The sequence below is a fragment of the Rothia sp. P5766 genome, assembly GCF_048513555.1.
Lineage (GTDB): Bacteria > Actinomycetota > Actinomycetes > Actinomycetales > Micrococcaceae > Rothia.
In genome coordinates, this window is the sequence record NZ_JBLXXS010000013.1 from 57,776 (window position 1) to 76,596 (window position 18,821).

Below are 18,821 nucleotides of genomic sequence, written 5' to 3' on the forward strand. Positions count from 1 at the left end.
ACACCTTTTGAATATCTATGCACTTAACCTCCACATTAAAACCCCGCCAATAGCAAGTTATCCACAGGGGTGTTGAAAGCCCATTTCTAGCGTGATGCGTCCCTGGAACCCTGTTTGATGCGGTTCGTCAACTCAGTTACCTGGTTGAAAATAGGCCTACGTTCGGCCATCAGATTGCGAATCTTCCGATCGGCGTACATAACAGTGGTGTGGTCACGGTCGCCCAGCTCCTGACCAATACGGGGCAGGGACATGTCCGTGAGCTCTCTCAACAGGTACATTGCAATCTGACGGGCATTGACCAGAGTCCTGCTCCGTGACTTGGAGCGTAAATCCTCAAGAGTGACATCAAAGTATTCCGCAGTAGCAGAAAGAATCTGCGAAGCAGTAATCTCGGGGGCACCATCATCGAGCAAAAGGTCCTTGAGTACCTGTTCAGCCAGTTGCATATCAACGGCCTGCTGCTGCAAGGACGCAAAAGCGGTCACACGAATCAGCGCACCTTCAAGCTCACGGATATTGGTTGAGATATGCGAGGCAATATACTCCATGACATCATCGGGAACATTGAGCCCCTCATTCTGGGCTTTCTTGCTCAAAATGGCGATACGCGTTTCTAGCTCAGGCGGCTGAACATCGGTAATCAAACCCCACTCAAAACGCGACCTCATACGCTCTGCAAAGCCTGTGAGCTGCTTGGGCGGTAAGTCCGATGTAATCACGACCTGCTTCTGATGGTTATGCAGGGCATTGAAAGTATGGAAGAACTCTTCCTGGGTGCTATCTTTACCTGCCAGAAACTGAATATCGTCAATCAGGAGCATATCGACGTTACGATAAATCTGCTTGAACGACGTATCGTTCTTGTCTCGAATCGAGTTAATGAAATCGTTGGTGAACTCTTCTGAATTCACGTAGCGTACTCGAAGCCCTGGGTAGAGACTCTTGGCATAGTGACCGATGGCGTGAAGCAGATGGGTCTTACCCAGCCCCGAACCACCGTAAATAAAGAGTGGGTTATAGGCAGAGGCAGGGGTCTCCGAGACAGCGAAGGCGGCCGCATGGGCAAAGCGATTGGACTGGCCAATCACAAAGCTATCAAAAGTGTATTTAGGGTTCAGCCGGGCTGTTGAGTCCCACGTACTAGATTCTCTGGGGCTTTCCTGACGAGGCTCAACATCGTGGGAGATACTCTGCCCAGAGTAGTTGTCTGTATCGGCAACCGCCGGAACATCAGAGATGTCTGAAGGCGCATCGGCTACTCCTTGCTGTTCAGAGCCGCGGTCAATAAACCCGCTGGTAGCTTCTGCCTGTGCCGGTTCAATAAAACTGGTGGGGGAGTGATCTACTACTGCCGTCGCCTGTTGCTGCGCTACCGATGACGAAGGCTCAGCAGCAACTTCTGGCTTCTTCTCAAGGCTGGTATCAATGATGAAAGCCTCAGTCACACCGGGCCCAAAAGTAGCCCTAATTGCTTCTTGCAGGGAGCCTTTGAGCTCATGCTGGAAAATATCACGGGTAAATTCGCTGGGGACCGCAATCAGCAGAACATTGCCCATGAAAGCATGAGGCTGAGCCAGCCCAATATGTGCGCGGTGGCGTTGCGCTACCGATGTATCGGCACGCAGCAGGGTCACCAAGTGCATCCACTTCTTTTGAAGCTCAGGATCCATATAATCGCCCACAGGCTCTCCTTACAAGACGCGCAACTAGAAAACTTACCCACAGCTTACCCATAGATACCCTGAGAATATCACCATGTTATCCACAGGGTGGATAAGATGTGAATTGCTGGTGGGGTACCTGTCCACAGTATGTGATTAAAGTGCGGTTTGCCAGCTTAAAGTCGTGAAAAATACAACTTACAACTTTTTGCGAAGACCTGTGGATAACCTGCGCTAAGAGATTCTTATCGACAAGCTATCCACAGATGTGCCTAACCTCTCTCCACTGCCTGTGATTAAAGACCTACGCCCCTTAGGCTTGACCTTGTATAGCCCCGTCTTCTAGAGTTGATTAGTCAAAGTGTGCTAGGAGTATGCCCATACTAGGCATGCCCCGCCCTCAACGGCGGCCTACACATCAGCAAGAAGCGTCAACCTGTTCGAAGAACTGTTGAAAGGTTGGCCCCCGTACCAACCACTTTTGGAGTAACCAGATGAGCAAGCGGACTTTCCAGCCGAATAATCGCCGCCGCGCCAAGAAGCACGGTTTCCGTCTTCGTATGCGCACCCGCGCAGGCCGCGCTATCCTCGCGAACCGTCGTTCAAAGGGCCGCGCAAGCCTCTCAGCATAAGGCTTTACTATCTCCTAACCAATCGGCCTTCACTCCATGCAGGCCAGCGTACTAACGCAGCCCGCCGAGACAGACCGAACCGAAAGGGGAGAGCACGTGCTGGCACAGCAGCACCGGATGAGAGCTTCGGCTCAATTCTCACAGACTACACGTTCCGGCGTCCGATCAGGACGCCGGAACTTAGTTCTATATACAGCCAAATTAAACGAGGAACCAACCCTTATCGGTTTCATCGTTTCTAAAGCCGTGGGTAACGCCGTTACCCGCAACAAAACCAAACGCCGCCTTAGAGAACTAAGTGCCCACTTTCTGACAGAGCATCCCGAGGGCTATTCCATTGTGCTCAGAGCCCTACCGGCCGCGGCCTCAGCTAGCTATGCTGAGCTTGCCTCCGACCTCGAAAGCGCTCTTCTATCCAACCTCAAAAAACTCGGGGGCAATCCCAATAATCATGGCCTTGCCGCTACCCCCGTCGCCCCTCATGGAGAGGAACTCTAAAACACATGAGTGCCTCCCGATACACCGCCCCCCAGGAACCCACCCCTAGCGACAAGGACATCCTGCTAGAAAAAGCTCCCCACGAGTTTGTGGTTCCGACCTCTCTGACCCAAGCGGCGCTGGTCCTACCTCAGAACCTTCTAATCGCTTTTATCAAGATTTACCGAGCTATCGTTTCGCCCCTCTACGGCAACGTATGCCGGTACTACCCAACATGCTCCGCCTACGGGCTAGAAGCAGTTACAAGCCACGGTGCCATCCGCGGCCTCTCTCTTACCGTTCGCCGTATTCTGCGGTGCCATCCCTGGGCTACGGGCGGTCTTGACCCTGTTCCGGCCGGCAAACGCACTTTTGCGCCCGGCCAGGAACCTAAGATAATTCTTCTAAACCATCCACACCGGCACCATCACCACCAGTAACTTCTCGGTGCTAGTGCTTGTCCACCACAACCGGCTCACATCTCGCTGAGCCAGGGAGAGATACATGTTCGACATCATTCTCTGGCCCTTCAAATGGATTGTTTCTGCAGTCCTTTGGGCATTTCATGAACTTTTCACCGCTATCGGCATGGACCCCGGATCGGGCGTCACCTGGGTATTGGCCATCATCGGCCTCACCCTTGTCATGCGAACCCTGACGATCCCGCTTTTTATGAAGCAAATCAAGGCCATGCGTGGCATGCAGGAACTGCAACCTGAGCTTGCTAAGCTCCAGGCCAAATACAAAGGGAAAACCGATCAACTTTCCCGCCAAGCGCTGGCTCAGGAACAGATGGCGCTTTACAAGGAAAAGGGCTCTAACCCGCTAGCATCCTGCCTGCCTATTATCGTGCAGATGCCCATCTTCTTCGGCCTTTTTCAGGTGCTCAACGGTATCCCTAAGGCGGCAGCTAATGGCCAGGGCATCCTGATCCTTGACAATGTTAAGGTCGAACAATTCAACGACGCCTATATCTTTGGTGCCCCCCTCTTCTCCACCATGACGCACCCCGGCAACGGCAACCACACCGCAACTATTGCCCTGGCCGCAATCATGGTAGTGCTGATGAGTGCAACCCAGTTCTACATCACCAAGCAACTCTCAGCTAAGAACATGTCGGATGCCGCTAAGGAATCCCCCATGTACCGCCAGCAGCAGATTATGCTCTATATTTTGCCTCTAATCTTCGCAATCTCCGGTATCAACTTCCCCCTAGGTGTGCTGGTCTACTGGACCGTTTCTAACTTCTGGACCCTGGGCCAGCAGTACTGGGTTATCAAGAACAACCCCACCCCCGGTTCTCAGGCTGAACGCGAACTCAACGAACGCCGTGCCGCTAAGGGCCTTCCGCCCGTTGGCAAGACCAAGGAACAGCACGAGCAGGAACTTGCTGAACAGCGTGAACGCGCAGCCCGCGGGCAGCGCCAGCAGCCTGTCAGTAAGAAGCGCCAGAAGCAACAGAATAAAAAGAAAAATTAGCGGTAGCTACAGGAGAAAACATCATGACTGAAGCCCCCGAAACACCGGATGCCGCGCTAGAAGACAACTTTGAAGACGAAGGTGACATTGCCGCTGACTACCTTGAAGAGCTCCTCGATATCGCCGATATCGATGGAGACATTGATATCGAGGTACGTAACGGCCGCACCTATCTTTCCGTAGTCACTGAAGACGGTAACAATGAGGACCTTCAAGCCCTCGTGGGTAAGAACGGCGAAGTGCTCGACGCTCTTCAAGAGCTAGTGCGCCTCTCTGTGCTGGCCACTACCGGCCAGCGCACCCGCCTGATTTTGGATATTGCAGAGTTCCGGGCTGGCCGCCAGCAGGCGCTGCTCACCATGGCCGAAACAGCTATCGCTCAGGTCAAAGAAACAGGGCAGGAAGTCCACCTGGAGCCCCTGGGCTCCTACGAGCGCAAACTGATTCACGACATCGTGGCAACCCACGGTCTCTACTCTGAGTCTGAGGGCTCCGGGCCCGGCCGCCACATCGTCATTGCACCGGTAGAGGACTAAAACGTGAGTGAAGAAAATACCCAGCTACCTGAACTGGTCGGCCCCTCCCTGGTGGCTGCTGACCAAATCTTTGGCGACCGCCTCCCCCTTGCCGAACGCTACGTTGAGCATTTGGCAACTAGCGGTATTGAGCGTGGTCTGATTGGTCCGCGTGAAGTTCCTCGTCTCTGGGAGCGCCACGTGCTCAACTGCGCAGTTATCGAGGAGCTTATTGAGAAGGATGCCAAAGTGGTGGATGTGGGCTCCGGAGCGGGGCTTCCAGGGCTCTGTCTGGCTATTGCCCGCCCAGACCTCCAGATAACTCTGATTGAGCCTCTGGAGCGCCGAGTTATTTGGCTGACAGAGGTAGTTGAGGATCTGGGATTAGACAACGTAGGCATCCTGCGCTCGCGGGCTGAACAGGCCGTAGGGCAGGTGGAAGCAGACTATGTGACTGCTCGTGCCGTATCTGCCCTGGTAGGGCTTCTGGATATCACTCTGCCGATTCTGCGCGGTACCGGCCAGCTTCTTGCTCTCAAAGGGAAGAGTGCGGCAGATGAGATTACTAAAGCATCCAAAAAACTTACCCGATATGGAGCGAGGGAAACTGAGATTCTTATTGCAGGTCAAGACCTGCTAGAAGAACCCACCACAGTGGTTCGGGTTAGTTTGTAAAACCCACTAGAACTGGCACTCTTCCCTAAGGTCCGGCAGTCCTGAGCGAACTGCCGGACCTTTTTGTTGCCTAGTGCATGGTAAAACCGGGGTGTCGGCATTGAGATTTTAAGGAGTGTTTCATGTGAAACATAAAATAAAATTTTATAAAACAACCTATATAAAGCGCTCTATGTGTAGAGCTTTAGGGTTTCCTCAGGAAGCGGGTAGTCTTATACAGACGAGAACATAGACCTACCCAGGGGAGAACCCGGTGCCCACTATCTCAAACATTCCTGATTTTGGCTTACCCCCAGAACCTCAAGATGCGACCGCTAAGCCCGATCGCGGTTCCCATGTTTCACGTGAAACACGTGAAAAACTCGAACGCACCGACAGTGTAGCCATTACCCAAAACCCCATTGCACAGCAGGCATACAGCGCTAAGCAACAACTGCAACAACTTGATGGTGAGCAGCTGGGAAGGCCCGCTGAAGCCCGAATCTTTACCATCTCTAACCAAAAAGGTGGAGTTGGCAAAACATCTACTGCCGTCAATCTTGCTGCCGCCTTTGCAAGTAAGGGAATGAATGTCTTGGTCATTGATAATGACCCGCAGGGGAATGCCTCGACAGCACTGGGTATCGATCACGGTATTGACGTTCCATCGATTTACGACGTACTGGTCGATGATAAACCGCTGGCGGATATCGTCCAGCCGTGCCCCGACCTTGAAAACCTGTGGTGTGCACCTTCTAACATTGATCTTGCAGGTGCTGAGATTGAGCTGGTTTCTATGGTTGCCCGTGAAACCAGGCTCAAGAATGCACTTTCAGATTATATGGCGGCTCGGGAAATGGCGGGGGAGCCTCGGCTGGACTATGTCTTCATTGACTGCCCTCCCAGCCTGGGGCTGCTCACCATTAATGCCTTTGTTGCCGCTCGTGAAGTCCTCATCCCTATTCAGTGCGAATACTATGCGCTGGAAGGGCTGAGTCAGCTCCTAAAAAATATCACTATGATTCAGAAGCACCTCAATGCAAATCTGCATATTAGTACCATCCTTCTCACCATGTATGACGGTCGAACCAATCTTTCTGCTCAGGTAGCAGAAGAGGTGCGTGAACATTTCCCTGAACAGGTTCTCGATGCTGCTATTCCTCGGTCGGTGCGTATCTCTGAGGCACCAAGCTACCAGCAGACCGTCATCAGCTACGATCCGCAGTCATCGGGTGCAATTGCTTACCTTAAGGCCGCCGTTGAAATTGCCCACCAGGGTGACTAGCGCCTTGTAAAGAATCTTTATCTGATAAATATTTTTTCTAAAGCTAAAAGAAGACACTGGAATCTCGCTGTCTAGCAAGACCAGTGTCTTTCTATGAGCTTTTACTCCATTAGACTTGGACAAGAGACAAAACCTAAGTGGCATGGAGGTCCGTATGGCAGAAAAGAAGCGTGGGTTAGGTAGGGGGCTAGGTGCTCTTATTCCCGAGGGTACTAAGTCACAAGCTACCCAAGATACGCCTGATAATAAGGCGCCTGCTAGGTCTACTCGCAGCTCTACCTCGAAAGCCGCTGCAACTAAGTCGGGGAAAAATACCGAGAAGCCTAAGTCTGTTTCACGTGAAACACCCAAGAAAAAACGTCCAGAGAAACGCGCCGATATGGGAGCTGCCTTGCGGAGCACTACAGGGTCACGTCGCCCAGTAGATTTCTTCTTCGGGGAGGACAGCGCAAAAGAAGCAGCCGCATCGGAGATCCTAGTACCCGTTCCAGGTGCAAATTTTGCGACCCTCAATGTTACTGATATTCACCCCAACCGTAAGCAACCCCGAACTGATTTTGATGAGCACGATATGCAAGAGCTCGTGCACTCCATCAAAGAAATCGGTGTTTTGCAACCCATCGTGGTGCGTCCCAGCCGCGAAAATGGCCTTGAAAAGTACGAGCTCATTATGGGTGAGCGCCGTTGGCGTGCAACCCAGCGTGCCGGTCTCGATACCATTCCTGCCATTATCCGTGAGACTCAAGATGAAGATCTCCTCCGTGATGCTCTGCTGGAAAACCTTCATAGGTCCCAGCTCAACCCTATTGAAGAAGCGGCTGCTTACCAGCAGCTTCTTGAAGAGTTTGGGACTACCCAAGAGCAGTTGGCCCAGCGCATCGGACGTTCCCGCCCTCAGATTTCTAATACCATCCGACTGCTCAAATTGCCTGCTCTGGTCCAGAGGCGGGTAGCTGCTGGGACTATTTCAGCCGGGCATGCTAGGGCTCTTCTAGGGCTAAAAAAAGCCTCCGAGATAGAAACACTCGCTCAGAAAATTGTGAATGAGGGCCTATCTGTTCGTGCAGTTGAAGAGTTTGTATCAGCTGGTACTGAGGGTAAGAAGCCGCAAGAACCCAAGACCACTAAGGTCCAGGACCACTCCCAGCGCCTTGACTACCTTGCGGATGCCCTTGGTGACAAGCTTGATACTAACGTCAAAATTTCCCTAGGCGCGCGCAAAGGGAAGATGACGATTGAATTTGCCTCAGTTGATGATCTAAACCGTATCCTTGATCTCATCGACCCCAAGATAAACAAAAAGTAGGTTTGTTCTGGTGTGGGCATTCCTTGCCGGCCCTGTGTTTGCTAAGGATCTAGGCGGTGCTAACTTAGCCATAAATGGACGAGCTGTTTCACGTGAAACAGCTCGTCCATTTATAAATATTTGCGCTTCAGTAGGCAGTTGCGCAAGGAAAATGGTAAGGGGTCGAAGAATGCTCTGTCTTACCCTTTTTGAGCTGGATAGGGCCTCTTTCGATGTTTTTTAAGGGATCCAGAGGAGGCTAAAAACCCTCAGTGGCCGTCTAAGGGGCTATTTTTATGCCAGATAGGTATTTACCTACTCTAGGTGGCTTTAGGGCCTTAGGGGCGAATCTGGAGGCTGTATTTTTTCTTGAGGTCACCTAAAAAACTGTTCTACCGCGAGCCGTCAGGCTAGGGAATCAAATCTTGAGAGCAACTTACCCCGGAACTATAGGGATAGTTCTTTGGCAAAGAGATGGGGTGCCTCTAGGTATGCCCCTTTGAAGCAGAATCGGGGTAATGTGTATTTGACTGCATTAACTGCACTAGCGCAGTGGTAACTCAATACCGATCTGCTTAGGGCTCTAGGGCATCGCAAAATGGTCCGAAAATCAGACTTCTCTATATTTATCCCTCATCTAGAATATTTTACTGTCATAGAGGATATTTAAAAGGGGATCGAGCTGGAGAGTATTCCAGAATTCATCATGGGAACTTTATTTTTAGTTTTAACCGCTGGTGGTGAATATTTTGTTGGGCGATGGGGAATCGATAAAGTTCGGTGCGGTGAAATAAGAAATAAAATTAATAAATAAAGTTTTTTTAGGGATATTCTGACGCAGCCTATGGATAATTACGGTTCGGTGGTAGCACCGGAGTTTTTACCTGGAGTCGAAAAATTATCTGGTGATATCGGGGCTAATTCTCTCCTCTTTAATCTTGAAAAACCCCTTGATTCACTAAATTGAAAGTAGGGTTTAAATAGGTTTTGTTTTAGGTAGATACCGAATATTTCCTACGGGTTGTTTCACGTGAAACAAATATAAATATATACCAAAATAGGTTGTTTATTACACTTTTTGGACTAAATGCGGTGTATCAGGGTTGCCTATTATGGGGAATAGAGCTTCTGTGGGTGCATGCTACTTGAGTCATCTGCTGGAAAATAGAAAATATTTTTTACCCTCACCCCATTTTGAATATTTATCTTTTAGACATAGATGTAATAGGGTGTGTAAATATATTAAAAGTTTATGTTTGGGAAAATTTATAGCTTCACGCAGATCTGTTAGCCCACCCTAGTTTTGCCTGTAATTATCTTAAAATAGATTTCCCCTATGGGTCTCGACGGGGAATCTATCTAGTGTCTTTTTAGCTTTCCCGTATCTACTGATAAATCAAGGCATGCTTTATGACTTTACTGTGACTCTGTATAAACACATGCGGGTCGGTGTTTCACGTGAAACACCGACCCGCATGTACTGATAATGCAGAATCGGTCCTGCATCATCGAGGCCTTACTTGAGAAACTCTGCGAATTCCTGCTCCAGGGCAGCCTTAGGCTTAGCGCCTACGGTCTGCTTGGCGACCTCGCCGTCCTTGAAGACATAAATTGCGGGAATAGAGGTAATGCCGTACTTCATGGCGGTAGCAGGGTTGTTCTCGACATCGAGCTTAAGCACCTTGACCTTGTCTCCATACTCCTCGCCAATTTGGTCGATAACGGGGCCAACCATACGGCAGGGGCCACACCATTCGGCCCAGAAATCAACAATAACGGGCTTATCGGAGCGGAGAACTTCATCGGCAAAAGTTGCATCAGTAACCTGAGTAGTCATAGGAAATAACCTTTCGTTGGCGTATCTTGAGGGGGAAATTAAAGAGATTCCAGGTAGTGCTGTGCATCAATAGCGGCTACACAGCCTGATCCTGCGGCTGTAATAGCCTGGCGGTAGGTGGGGTCAATAACGTCACCAGCAGCAAAAACACCGGGGATAGACGTGCGGGAAGAACGACCATCTACAGTAATGGTGCCTTCGGACGTGAGCTCCAGTTTGCCCTGTACTAGCGAAGTTCGGGGGTCTGAGCCAATGGCAACAAAAACACCTTCAACATCAAGGGCGCTGTCCTGGCCGGTCTTAACATTGGTTAAGGTCAGGCCAGAGACCTTATCTTCGCCGTCAATGGACTTCACAACGGAATCCCAGATCACTTCGATCTTGTCGTTGGACAGGGCACGCTGGGTCATAATCTCTGAGGCGCGGAAGGAATCGCGGCGGTGGACCAAATAGACCTTAGATGCAAAGCTGGTCAGGAAGAGAGCCTCTTCCAAAGCGGAATCGCCGCCACCGATAACAGCCAGAGCCTTCTCTTTGAAGAAGAAACCGTCACAGGTTGCACACCAAGAGACACCGTGCCCTGAAAGGCGTGCTTCACCCTCAACGCCCAGCTTGCGGTATTCCGACCCGGTAGAGAAAATAAGGGCCTTGGCTAGGTGAACAGAACCGTCAGTCAAAATGACTTTCTTAATATCGCCTTCAAGCTCCACTTCGGCCACATCTTCGTAGCGGATATCAGCGCCAAAACGCTCTGCCTGAGCGCCGATATTGGTCATCAACTCAGGGCCCTGGATTCCCTCAATGAAACCGGGGAAGTTCTCGACCTCAGTGGTAGTCATCAGATCGCCGCCGGGGGATACCGATGATGCAAAGAGAAGAGGCTGAAGATTAGCTCGTGCGGTGTAAATAGCCGCAGTGTAACCTGCGGGGCCAGAACCCACAATAATCACCTTGTGAACGGGCTGCTCGGCTTCTCGGGGCTTCTCTGCCGCGGTCTCAGGGGCTTGTGCAGGAGCCTTCACCTTGAGGCCGGCAGAGCCATTGAAAAGGCCGCCAAGAGCGTTATCTGTCATGTTTCTCCTTGAGGATCTATGTGTTGCAGGGCTTGTGCAATATAACGGCGGGTGGGTGGGTAATATCCCCACCCCACCCGCCGGCAGCTGCAAAGGTTTAGTTGATACTGATTTCAGCGATACGAAGACCGTAAGGGTAACCAGCAACAATGGGCTGGCTCAGCTGAGGCGCCGCAGTGAACTTAATGATGATGTACTTGGTTTTGCCCTTCTGGGCGTCCTTATTGAGCTGTACAGTGGTTTCCCCGCTCGCTGCAAAACTGCCAGATCCAATTTCCTTGCCGCCATCTGCAGAAGCAGTTTCAGAGGCATAGATGGTGAATTGGCCGCCGGTACCTGAAACCTGGTTGATAGTGATGCTCTTAACTGTTGTTGCCTCATCTAACTTAGCCAAGAGGTAGACAGAATCTGCCAGGCCCCCAAAATTGGGCGAACCAAAAGCCAAGGATGTCCAGGTCGTCGCTTCATTCTTATCGGTCAGATGAGCCAGCATAGAATCACTTTCGGCCATCAGCGTCGGTGATGAAGGAACTGAGCGAGTAAAAGTCCCGTCAATCTTTGGGGCAGCAGATTTCTCTGCCGGAGCAGAGGGCTCCCCAGCTGCAGAAGCCTTACCATCTGATGCTGCTCCTTCTGAAGCAGAGGCGCTAACGCTTGTTTCGCCCGAAGCCTCTGAAGACTCACCGGACTTTGAAAGCCCACCCAGGGTCACAAAGACAGCTCCAGCGCCAATCACAAGCAGGAGGGCAGCTGCGATGCCCACAATCCAGACACCGCCATTACGGTCAGTTGGTTCGTCCGCTTCGTAGTAGCCATCTTCTTCGGCATCGTACTCTTCAAATTCTTCTGCTGGCTCATCGGCCACCTCATCCACAGACCTGATAGCAGAGATCGCCCCGCCACCGACTGTGCTGGCTTCTTTAGCAACCACATAGGTGTTGGGGGCCGCCATAGACCCCGTATCACCGAAAATTTCCTCCCCAAATTCTTCGGTATTTCCGCTCTCACCTTCAGTCAGCAGAACATCGAGGAGAGTGTCAGGGCGAGAATGGGAGGTAATGAGGTAGGTGCTGTCATCTTTGTTGCCCAGGTCAAGAACCTGGACTGCTGAACGAGTCAGAGTCGTTGATTTGCGTGCATTTGTAACCAAGAGACGATTGTGTTCGGGCGCGGCAACAACTATAGAAACCTTGCGACCCAATACCTGGTCTAGGCCATCGAGCACTGCATCGCCGCCCGCGGTTTCCAAAACATGCGCGGTGACTTTGTAGCGATCTCCCAACAGGGTGTTAAGAGGAATCTGCGGTGTCAAAAGGGGCCTCCCGTTTGAATGGTTCTTTGGTATCTGATACTACCTGCTAGCACGGACACGGCGAGTAAGCACACCGACTTTATTCATAATCGGGTTGATTAGGGTATCTAATTCTTTGACTCGGAAAATTAAGAGGAATGCATAGTAGGCAACTGCCATGACGATGCCCCCCAGCAGCACCGTGAAGAAAGCACTGAGTCTTGACTCCCAGGCGAACCCATCAAAGCTATAGCCACCCAGAAGATAGAGGGCAACAACGCCGAAGACCCCTGCTCCCAGAGATGCAAACGCAACTTTAGCGTGAGTCAGGACGATACCTCTCACATCGTAGTCACCTAGACGGCGTACCAGGACCCGGTGGCTCAGATAGACCGCCAGAACATTCTGGAGGGCATACGTTAGTGCAAGGCCGTAGATAACGTGCTGGGGGGATAGTCGCGATGCTGTAAAACCAAGGGCAATAATAACGAAAGCAGAGAAAAGTTGGACGTAGAAGGGGGTCTTTGCATCCTCCTGGGAATAGAAGACACGGCCCATCATGAAAGCAACGGTGAGGAAAGGCCCACCAAGGGCGATTATCGCTATGGTTTGGCCAATGACTGCACCGGACTGTTGGGAGCCGCCACCGAAAATCATCCCTACAGGCCCAGCAAAGACCACAAGAACTACAGCACAGAAGATAGTTGCAATCGAAGCGGTCCTAAGACCCGAAGAGAGTGCGGAGGCAACAGTACTGCGATCATCCTCCTGGGAGGCGGCAGACATACGATTGAAGAGCACCGTGGCAATCGACAGGCCAATGACACCGTGGGGCAGAGAATAGAGCATGGACGAATAATTCAGGGCCTGAACACCCGGAATCTGGATACCGGCGGCCAATAACTCTTCGCGAGAACCCACCACGCCAGCAGCCACCTTGGTCAGATACATAAAGGCCAGGTTAGAAATCACGCCGGTTGCGAGGGTCCAACCTGCCAGATGGGCGGCAGTGCCCAGTCCAATACCGCGCCAGCCAAACTTAGGTCGTAACCGTAGCCCGATTCTTCGGAGCGGAATAAAAAGAATCAGTGACTGTAAAGCCACACCTAGGGTGGCAGATCCTGCCAGAACTAGAGTCTGAGCTGAGGTCCAACTGTCTAGATTATGGTAGGGCGGGTTAGTGGTGACGTCCTGGGGCCCAAAAAGGAAGATGAAGACGATGAGCGCCGCAATAGCAACCACATTGTTGAGCACAGGTGCCCACATATACCAGCCAAAAGCCCCGCGAGCGTTCAGGACCTGGCCTAGAACTGTGTAGAGGCCATAGAAGAAAATCTGGGGTAGACACCAGAAGGCGAAAATAAGACCGAAGTGCTGCTGCTCGGGGCTCCACCTGCTACCCATGACCTGGATAATAGGCCAGGAACACAGCAGGACAAGGGCAGTAATAGCTGCTATACCGCTAACCGCAAGTGTTACCAGGCGGGAAACATAGTCAGAACCGCCATCATCATGCTTGGCTGCCTTGATAATCTGCGGCACCAGCACAGCATTGAAAATACCGCCGGCCACCAGAACATAAATCAGGTTTGGTAGGGTGTTAGCGGTTTCAAAAATATCGCCCACAGTGGTTGTAGAACCAAGGGCAACGGTAATCAGAAAAGTTTTGGCAAACCCTAGAATCCTAGAAACCAGGGTTCCAGCAGCCATAATCGCGCTGGAAAGAGCACCGGAACGTGCCACGGGAATCCTTATCTAATCAGGAGCTAGGAAAGCTGGTGAATGATGTATTCGCGAGCGATTTCAGCGATACGCCGCTCGTTGGGGAAAGAGAGCTTGCGCCCCAAATCATCAATATTGACCCAGGCGACATCTACCGCCTCATGATCGGGATCATTCTCAGTAGTCAATTCACCCCCGGTTGCGGAGAACAGAAAGTGGTGGACGGTCTTATGGACTCGATTCCCCGAGACGTTGAACCAGTAATCGATGCTACCCAAAGAAGTAATGACTTCCCCACAGATGCCAGTTTCTTCCTCAATCTCACGGGCAGCAGCGCGAACCTTAGATTCATCACCTTCGGGGTGACCCTTGGGTAGGCACCATTCGAGACGGCCACCGCGATTGACTCGGGCGATGATGGCTACAGGCAGATTTCGGTCGTTAAAGTCGACAATCACACCGCCTGCGGAGACCTCCTCGACCGTGGGCATGGCAACGAGGGGCGTAAAAGTCCGCCTCTTGGGTGCCCGTGGAATAGGAAAAGTCATGTCTCTACCTTAACCGATATGCGGGGACGATGTTTTAAAAAGGTAGGTGTGAGTGGTAACTTGTGCATTTTGCTGGCACGATTGAAGGGTTATGGCGCATGTATTTGATACCTCTTTGATTCACCCTGTGGCCCTTGAGGCGGGCGAGCTATTTAACCGCGCAGGATTTGAGCTCTCCCTGGTGGGAGGGCCCGTTCGTGACCTTTTTCTAGGGGAAACATCGGTAGACCTGGACTTCACCACCAACGCCACTCCGGACCAGACCTTAGAAGTAGTCAAAGGGTGGGCAGACGCCACCTGGGAAATCGGCAAGGAATACGGGACCATCGGAATCCGTAAGGGCAATGAGATGGTCGAAATCACCACCTACCGCGCTGAGAAATACGATTCTGATTCCCGTAAACCGGTCGTGGCTTTCGGAACTGACCTTGTAGATGACCTCCTCCGGCGTGACTTCACGATTAACTCAATGGCCCTGCGCCTGCCGTCTTTGGAGCTTGTTGATCCTTTTGGCGGTCAGCGAGACTTAGAAGCTGGGATCATTCGAACACCTGGCACCCCTCAGGATTCTTTCTCCGATGACCCGCTCCGTATGATGCGTGCCGCCCGGTTTGCTTCCCGGCTGGATATTGACCTTGCTCCTGAGGTTTTTGAAGCCATGACCGATATGTCCGAGCGAATCACTATTATCTCCGCTGAGCGCGTACGTGATGAACTGGTCAAGCTTATTTGCGGGACAGCGCCCCGCCGCGGTGTTGACTTGCTGGTGGAATCAGGCCTGGCTTCCTATGTCTTACCAGAGATCCCGGCCCTTAAGCTAGAAGTTGATGAGCACCACCGGCATAAGGATGTCTACCAACATTCCTTAACCGTTATGGAACAGGCCGCTTCACAGGAAACGGATAATGATGGTGCGGTACCCGGCCCTGACTTCATTCTGCGTTTTGCTGCTCTCATGCACGATATCGGTAAGCCCGCTACCCGTAAGTTTGAAGAGAACGGCTCTGTGAGCTTTTTGCACCACGATGTAGTGGGTGCCAAGCTGACTAAGAAGCGGATGCGGGAACTGCGGTTTGATAACGACACTATCAAGGCTGTTGCTCGGCTGGTAGAGCTTCATATGCGTTTCTACGGATACGGCGATGCTGGTTGGTCAGACTCTGCTGTGCGGCGCTACGTGCGCGATGCGGGAGAACTGCTGGAACGTCTGCACCGCTTGACTCGTGCCGATGTCACTACCCGCAACAGGCGCAAGGCTCACCGCATCTCCTCGGCCTATGATGACCTAGAACGCCGCATCACTGAACTTGCCGAGCAGGAAGAGCTGAACTCTCTGCGCCCGGACCTGGACGGCGAGCAAATCATGGCAATTTTAGGTATTAAGCCCGGCCCGCTGGTGGGGCAGGCCTATAAGTTCTTGCTGAATATGCGCTTGGATGAAGGTGCCTTGGGTGAAGAAGAAGCTACTTGGCGTCTGCGGGCATGGGCAGCTGAACAGGGGATAGGGCAAGTAAGTTAGAGCCCGAAAGATAGAGTTTAATCGATTTTCCCTAGAGTTTGTGCCTTAGAAATATTGGCTTGAGCCTTGGAACTATTGAATAGATAGTAGCTAGGAGATCATCGACCTGTAGAACCCTGCCCTATATCTGCAAAAATGGTGGGCAGGTTTTGACAGAGCAAAGATAGATCCAAGGGGTGACCAAAAATATCAGCGATAGTTTGGCGTTTGCTGAGCTCCTGAAGAGAAATAAAAGTGCTCTCTGGAGTGAGCTTCTCGTGGGCAACAATGAAGAATTTTCCCTCCTCGTTTCGGTAGAGGGCAAAGCTTTCCACCATGGCACCGGGCAACCATACTGACAGATAGGTCTGCTGGGGTGGCTGGGCCACAGGGGGCAGGAAAATCGTGATGTGCTGATTGGCTTGAAGATAATGCCAGCTTGGTGCTATCTGGCTATCTACACCAACTAGCTGCTGGGGTAGAAGCCGGCTAGGGCGAGGTGGATGAGCTAGCAGGCTGCTGACTGCATGAGCAAGGCACAGGGCATCTTCAAACTCTTGTGAGGGGAGCATCTGAATACGGCTTGTGCTCGCGTCTTGATCCCAAAGCGGCCCTTCCCAAGAATCTTCCCACAGTGCCTGTTCAGGTAGCTGGTGGATAATTTGTTCACTGTCGGTGTCTCTGTCCGTTTCTCACCTTCCACCACCAAAATATTCTCCAGGATTCATCCTTTGGGTGGATATCAGTATGTCCAAAACCCTGTAAGGTTCAGAGAAGAAGAATCCCCCCTATTGCAGAGGACACCCATGTTAGAGGTCAAAAACCTCACCAAACGCTACGGCTCTAAGACAGCCGTCAATGACCTAAGTTTCACCGTCCCCAACGGCAAAGTTACCGGCTTTTTGGGCCCCAACGGTGCCGGCAAATCAACCACCATGCGCATGCTGGTCGGCCTCGAAAAGCCCACCCAAGGGAAAGCTCTAGTAGATGGCTCACCCTACCGTTCCCTGCCTAGCCCGCTCTCTAGCCTTGGTGCCCTACTCGATGCCAAAGCCATGCACCCCGGTCGAAGTGGGCTGGCCCATCTGCGCTCGCTGGCTCTGACCCACGGTATTCCCAAGACTCGTGTTGATGAGGTCATCGAAATGACTGGCCTGAGTGCCGTAGCCAAGAAGAAGGTTAAGGGCTTCTCTCTGGGTATGGGCCAACGCATGGGTATTGCCGCCGCTCTGCTGGGCGACCCTGAAAATATCATCCTGGATGAGCCCGTCAATGGTCTTGACCCGGAAGGCGTCATCTGGGTGCGTAACCTGGCCCGGCACCTAGCCAGTGAAGGGCGAGCTGTCCTGATTTCTTCCCATCTCATGAGTGAGATGTCTCAAACGGCCGATGACCTTATTGTGATTGGGCGTGGCCGCATGCTGGCTAACTGCTCGATGGAAGAGTTCCTCACCATTGGTGATCAGAATAAAGTGCTGGTTCGCACCGATAGCAGAGAGGCTTTTGCCGGTGCCCTCCAAGAAGCTGGCTATGCTTTTAGTGCTATTGACACGGACGGTCTGATGGTGGAGCAGGTAGCTTCTCGTCACCTTGCTGAGCTTGCGCGTGACCGTGGTGTGTTACTGCATGAGCTCACCCCACAGGTTGCCACGCTGGAGCAGGTCTACATGAATATGACCCGTGATGATGTGGAATACAACTCAAGCACCTTTGAATTGGCCCAGGTGCAAGCAGAGAACATTCCGGATACGCCTTGGGGAACTAGCAGCAACGAGACAGGGGAGAAGAAATAATCATGGCGAACACATCTCTTGCGGCTCCGGTGAGCCCTTCTCAATTCGCCGGTAAAAAACTCACCTTTTGGGGCGTGATTCGCTCGGAATCGCTCAAGTTCCGGTCTTTAGTTACCAACTGGGTGATAACGCTAGTGACCGCTCTGGTCATGATTGGAATGGCACCGCTATACGCCACGATCCTTAACTCAATGGCTCGGGACGCTGAGAGTCTGGCAAAGATGTCTGAACAAATGGAGCAGACCAACGCCGGGATCGAAAGTATTACCAATTTGGCATATGCGATGGGTTCTTCCGGTATTGACCTTGCCAATATGCTGGTTGCTTCTCTTGCGGCAGTCTTTATCGGTTCTGAATATTCCACTCGGTCAATTCAGGCGGCCTTGACCGCTGTGCCCCGGAGAACAGGTTACTACCTGGCAAAACTTATCGTCCTGTCTGTCTACTCCTTCGTACTCGGTGTAGTCGTTACGGGCATCGGCTACTGGGTTGGCTACGCAGTTCTTGATAGCTCTGTGAAAGATACCCTAGAGTTCAACAACGGGCTGATGCTTAACTGGGTAGCTGCCGGTATTTACTTCATGTTGATGGCCTGGATGGGGTACGGCTTTGGCACCCTCTTCCGGAACAATGCTGCGGGCATTGTTATGGTCGTTGTGGTTTTCTTCATCCTTCCCATCATTGCGGCCATTTTTTCGGGTCAAGTGGAATGGGTAGCTGATGCGATGAATTACCTGCCCTCTTCTCTGGGGCGAGTAATTTTGACCTATGATCTGCGAGCTGATGCGGATATGGGCTACCTGGAGGCTGGCTCCTGGTTTGCGCTCTGGGCCTTTATCCCGGCCTTGCTCGGCTACCTTCGGTTCCGTTTTTCGGATACCCGTGGATAATTTTTGTCCCTGGAAGGTGTAGCTTACACATACCGGTGGGCGGTGGAGTTCTGATAAGCAGAGCTCCAGCGCCCATTAGTTTGCGACTTACTCCTGTGGCTTGAATAAATATGTTTCTTCTATCTTGAAATGATTGATCGCGGAGGCAAAGATACACCAGCGCTCCGGCATACAATGG

18 protein-coding genes are annotated in these 18,821 nt (G+C 51.8%); 11 read left to right on the top strand and 7 right to left on the bottom strand.

Features of this window, described 5'->3' with window-relative positions; all coding sequences use genetic code 11:
* Positions 1–86: 86 nt before the first annotated feature.
* A complete protein-coding gene (gene dnaA / locus ACN08V_RS08155; RefSeq protein WP_419100751.1) occupies positions 87–1,673 on the bottom strand; it encodes a chromosomal replication initiator protein DnaA in 1,587 nt (528 codons plus the stop codon).
* Positions 1,674–2,158: 485 nt separating this feature from the next.
* Between dnaA and rpmH the strand changes: the two genes are divergently transcribed.
* The 8 genes from rpmH to ACN08V_RS08195 all read left to right on the top strand — a co-directional run bounded on the left by rpmH (position 2,159) and on the right by ACN08V_RS08195 (position 8,012).
* On the top strand, positions 2,159–2,296 hold the full coding sequence (rpmH, locus tag ACN08V_RS08160) for a 50S ribosomal protein L34 (RefSeq protein ID WP_083091541.1): 138 nt from the start codon (positions 2,159–2,161) through the stop codon (positions 2,294–2,296).
* A gap of 96 nt (positions 2,297–2,392) precedes the next feature.
* On the top strand, positions 2,393–2,794 hold the full coding sequence (gene rnpA / locus ACN08V_RS08165) for a ribonuclease P protein component (protein ID WP_419100721.1): 402 nt from the start codon (positions 2,393–2,395) through the stop codon (positions 2,792–2,794).
* A gap of 5 nt (positions 2,795–2,799) precedes the next feature.
* Positions 2,800–3,213 (top strand): membrane protein insertion efficiency factor YidD, encoded by a 414-nt coding sequence (gene yidD, locus ACN08V_RS08170; RefSeq protein ID WP_419105199.1) that lies wholly within the window; start codon positions 2,800–2,802, stop codon positions 3,211–3,213.
* 64 nt (positions 3,214–3,277) lie between these two features.
* Positions 3,278–4,252 (top strand): membrane protein insertase YidC, encoded by a 975-nt coding sequence (gene yidC / locus ACN08V_RS08175; RefSeq protein WP_419105200.1) that lies wholly within the window; start codon positions 3,278–3,280, stop codon positions 4,250–4,252.
* Positions 4,253–4,275: 23 nt separating this feature from the next.
* Positions 4,276–4,788 carry a protein jag gene (locus ACN08V_RS08180; protein WP_419105201.1) on the top strand — a complete coding sequence of 171 codons (513 nt, stop codon included), beginning with the start codon at positions 4,276–4,278 and terminating at the stop codon, positions 4,786–4,788.
* Positions 4,789–4,791: 3 nt separating this feature from the next.
* On the top strand, positions 4,792–5,442 hold the full coding sequence (gene rsmG, locus ACN08V_RS08185; RefSeq protein ID WP_419100725.1) for a 16S rRNA (guanine(527)-N(7))-methyltransferase RsmG: 651 nt from the start codon (positions 4,792–4,794) through the stop codon (positions 5,440–5,442).
* 433 nt (positions 5,443–5,875) lie between these two features.
* A complete protein-coding gene (locus tag ACN08V_RS08190) occupies positions 5,876–6,706 on the top strand; it encodes a ParA family protein (protein ID WP_419100752.1) in 831 nt (276 codons plus the stop codon).
* 154 nt (positions 6,707–6,860) lie between these two features.
* The gene (locus ACN08V_RS08195) at positions 6,861–8,012 is read left to right on the top strand and encodes a ParB/RepB/Spo0J family partition protein (RefSeq protein WP_419105202.1); all 1,152 of its coding nucleotides are present in this window, start codon (positions 6,861–6,863) and stop codon (positions 8,010–8,012) included.
* Between the two features lie 1,495 nt (positions 8,013–9,507).
* Here the strand turns inward: ACN08V_RS08195 and trxA are convergent.
* The 5 genes from trxA to ACN08V_RS08220 all read right to left on the bottom strand — a co-directional run bounded on the left by trxA (position 9,508) and on the right by ACN08V_RS08220 (position 14,462).
* Complete coding sequence (trxA, locus tag ACN08V_RS08200) at positions 9,508–9,828, bottom strand: thioredoxin (RefSeq protein ID WP_419100727.1); 321 nt, start codon at positions 9,826–9,828, stop codon at positions 9,508–9,510.
* A 38-nt stretch (positions 9,829–9,866) separates the two neighbouring features.
* Entirely contained in the window at positions 9,867–10,901 is a 1,035-nt protein-coding gene (trxB, locus tag ACN08V_RS08205; RefSeq protein ID WP_419105203.1) for a thioredoxin-disulfide reductase, read from the bottom strand.
* 97 nt (positions 10,902–10,998) lie between these two features.
* Positions 10,999–12,213 carry a serine/threonine protein kinase gene (locus ACN08V_RS08210; RefSeq protein ID WP_419105204.1) on the bottom strand — a complete coding sequence of 405 codons (1,215 nt, stop codon included), beginning with the start codon at positions 12,211–12,213 and terminating at the stop codon, positions 10,999–11,001.
* Between the two features lie 39 nt (positions 12,214–12,252).
* Positions 12,253–13,935: a murein biosynthesis integral membrane protein MurJ gene (murJ, locus tag ACN08V_RS08215; protein WP_419105205.1), complete on the bottom strand. Its 1,683-nt coding sequence runs from the start codon at positions 13,933–13,935 to the stop codon at positions 12,253–12,255.
* 23 nt (positions 13,936–13,958) lie between these two features.
* Complete coding sequence (locus tag ACN08V_RS08220) at positions 13,959–14,462, bottom strand: NUDIX hydrolase (RefSeq protein ID WP_419100731.1); 504 nt, start codon at positions 14,460–14,462, stop codon at positions 13,959–13,961.
* A 91-nt stretch (positions 14,463–14,553) separates the two neighbouring features.
* On the opposite strand from ACN08V_RS08220, the gene ACN08V_RS08225 reads away from it, so the two are divergent.
* Positions 14,554–15,981, top strand: coding sequence for a CCA tRNA nucleotidyltransferase (locus tag ACN08V_RS08225; protein ID WP_419100732.1), 1,428 nt, complete (start codon positions 14,554–14,556; stop codon positions 15,979–15,981).
* A gap of 98 nt (positions 15,982–16,079) precedes the next feature.
* Here ACN08V_RS08225 and ACN08V_RS08230 read toward each other — a convergent pair whose 3' ends face one another.
* Complete coding sequence (locus tag ACN08V_RS08230) at positions 16,080–16,532, bottom strand: hypothetical protein (RefSeq protein WP_419105206.1); 453 nt, start codon at positions 16,530–16,532, stop codon at positions 16,080–16,082.
* A 234-nt stretch (positions 16,533–16,766) separates the two neighbouring features.
* On the opposite strand from ACN08V_RS08230, the gene ACN08V_RS08235 reads away from it, so the two are divergent.
* Together ACN08V_RS08235 and ACN08V_RS08240 are read left to right on the top strand one after the other, a co-directional pair.
* Positions 16,767–17,753 (top strand): ABC transporter ATP-binding protein, encoded by a 987-nt coding sequence (locus ACN08V_RS08235; protein WP_419100734.1) that lies wholly within the window; start codon positions 16,767–16,769, stop codon positions 17,751–17,753.
* 2 nt (positions 17,754–17,755) lie between these two features.
* Positions 17,756–18,643 (top strand): hypothetical protein, encoded by an 888-nt coding sequence (locus ACN08V_RS08240; RefSeq protein WP_419100735.1) that lies wholly within the window; start codon positions 17,756–17,758, stop codon positions 18,641–18,643.
* Positions 18,644–18,821 lie beyond the last annotated feature (178 nt).

Bases quoted from the DNA above. Each gene is read 5' to 3' on its own strand.
- yidD (WP_419105199.1), top strand. From the start codon at position 2,800: ATGAGTGCCTCCCGATACACCGCCCCCCAGGAACCCACCCCTAGCGAC.
- ACN08V_RS08230 (WP_419105206.1), bottom strand. From the start codon at position 16,532: ATGCTCCCCTCACAAGAGTTTGAAGATGCCCTGTGCCTTGCTCATGCA.
- ACN08V_RS08195 (WP_419105202.1), top strand. From the start codon at position 6,861: ATGGCAGAAAAGAAGCGTGGGTTAGGTAGGGGGCTAGGTGCTCTTATT.
- ACN08V_RS08180 (WP_419105201.1), top strand. From the start codon at position 4,276: ATGACTGAAGCCCCCGAAACACCGGATGCCGCGCTAGAAGACAACTTT.
- dnaA (WP_419100751.1), bottom strand. From the start codon at position 1,673: ATGGATCCTGAGCTTCAAAAGAAGTGGATGCACTTGGTGACCCTGCTG.
- trxB (WP_419105203.1), bottom strand. From the start codon at position 10,901: ATGACAGATAACGCTCTTGGCGGCCTTTTCAATGGCTCTGCCGGCCTC.
- ACN08V_RS08240 (WP_419100735.1), top strand. From the start codon at position 17,756: ATGGCGAACACATCTCTTGCGGCTCCGGTGAGCCCTTCTCAATTCGCC.
- ACN08V_RS08225 (WP_419100732.1), top strand. From the start codon at position 14,554: ATGGCGCATGTATTTGATACCTCTTTGATTCACCCTGTGGCCCTTGAG.
- trxA (WP_419100727.1), bottom strand. From the start codon at position 9,828: ATGACTACTCAGGTTACTGATGCAACTTTTGCCGATGAAGTTCTCCGC.
- ACN08V_RS08235 (WP_419100734.1), top strand. From the start codon at position 16,767: ATGTTAGAGGTCAAAAACCTCACCAAACGCTACGGCTCTAAGACAGCC.
- rpmH (WP_083091541.1), top strand. From the start codon at position 2,159: ATGAGCAAGCGGACTTTCCAGCCGAATAATCGCCGCCGCGCCAAGAAG.
- ACN08V_RS08220 (WP_419100731.1), bottom strand. From the start codon at position 14,462: ATGACTTTTCCTATTCCACGGGCACCCAAGAGGCGGACTTTTACGCCC.
- yidC (WP_419105200.1), top strand. From the start codon at position 3,278: ATGTTCGACATCATTCTCTGGCCCTTCAAATGGATTGTTTCTGCAGTC.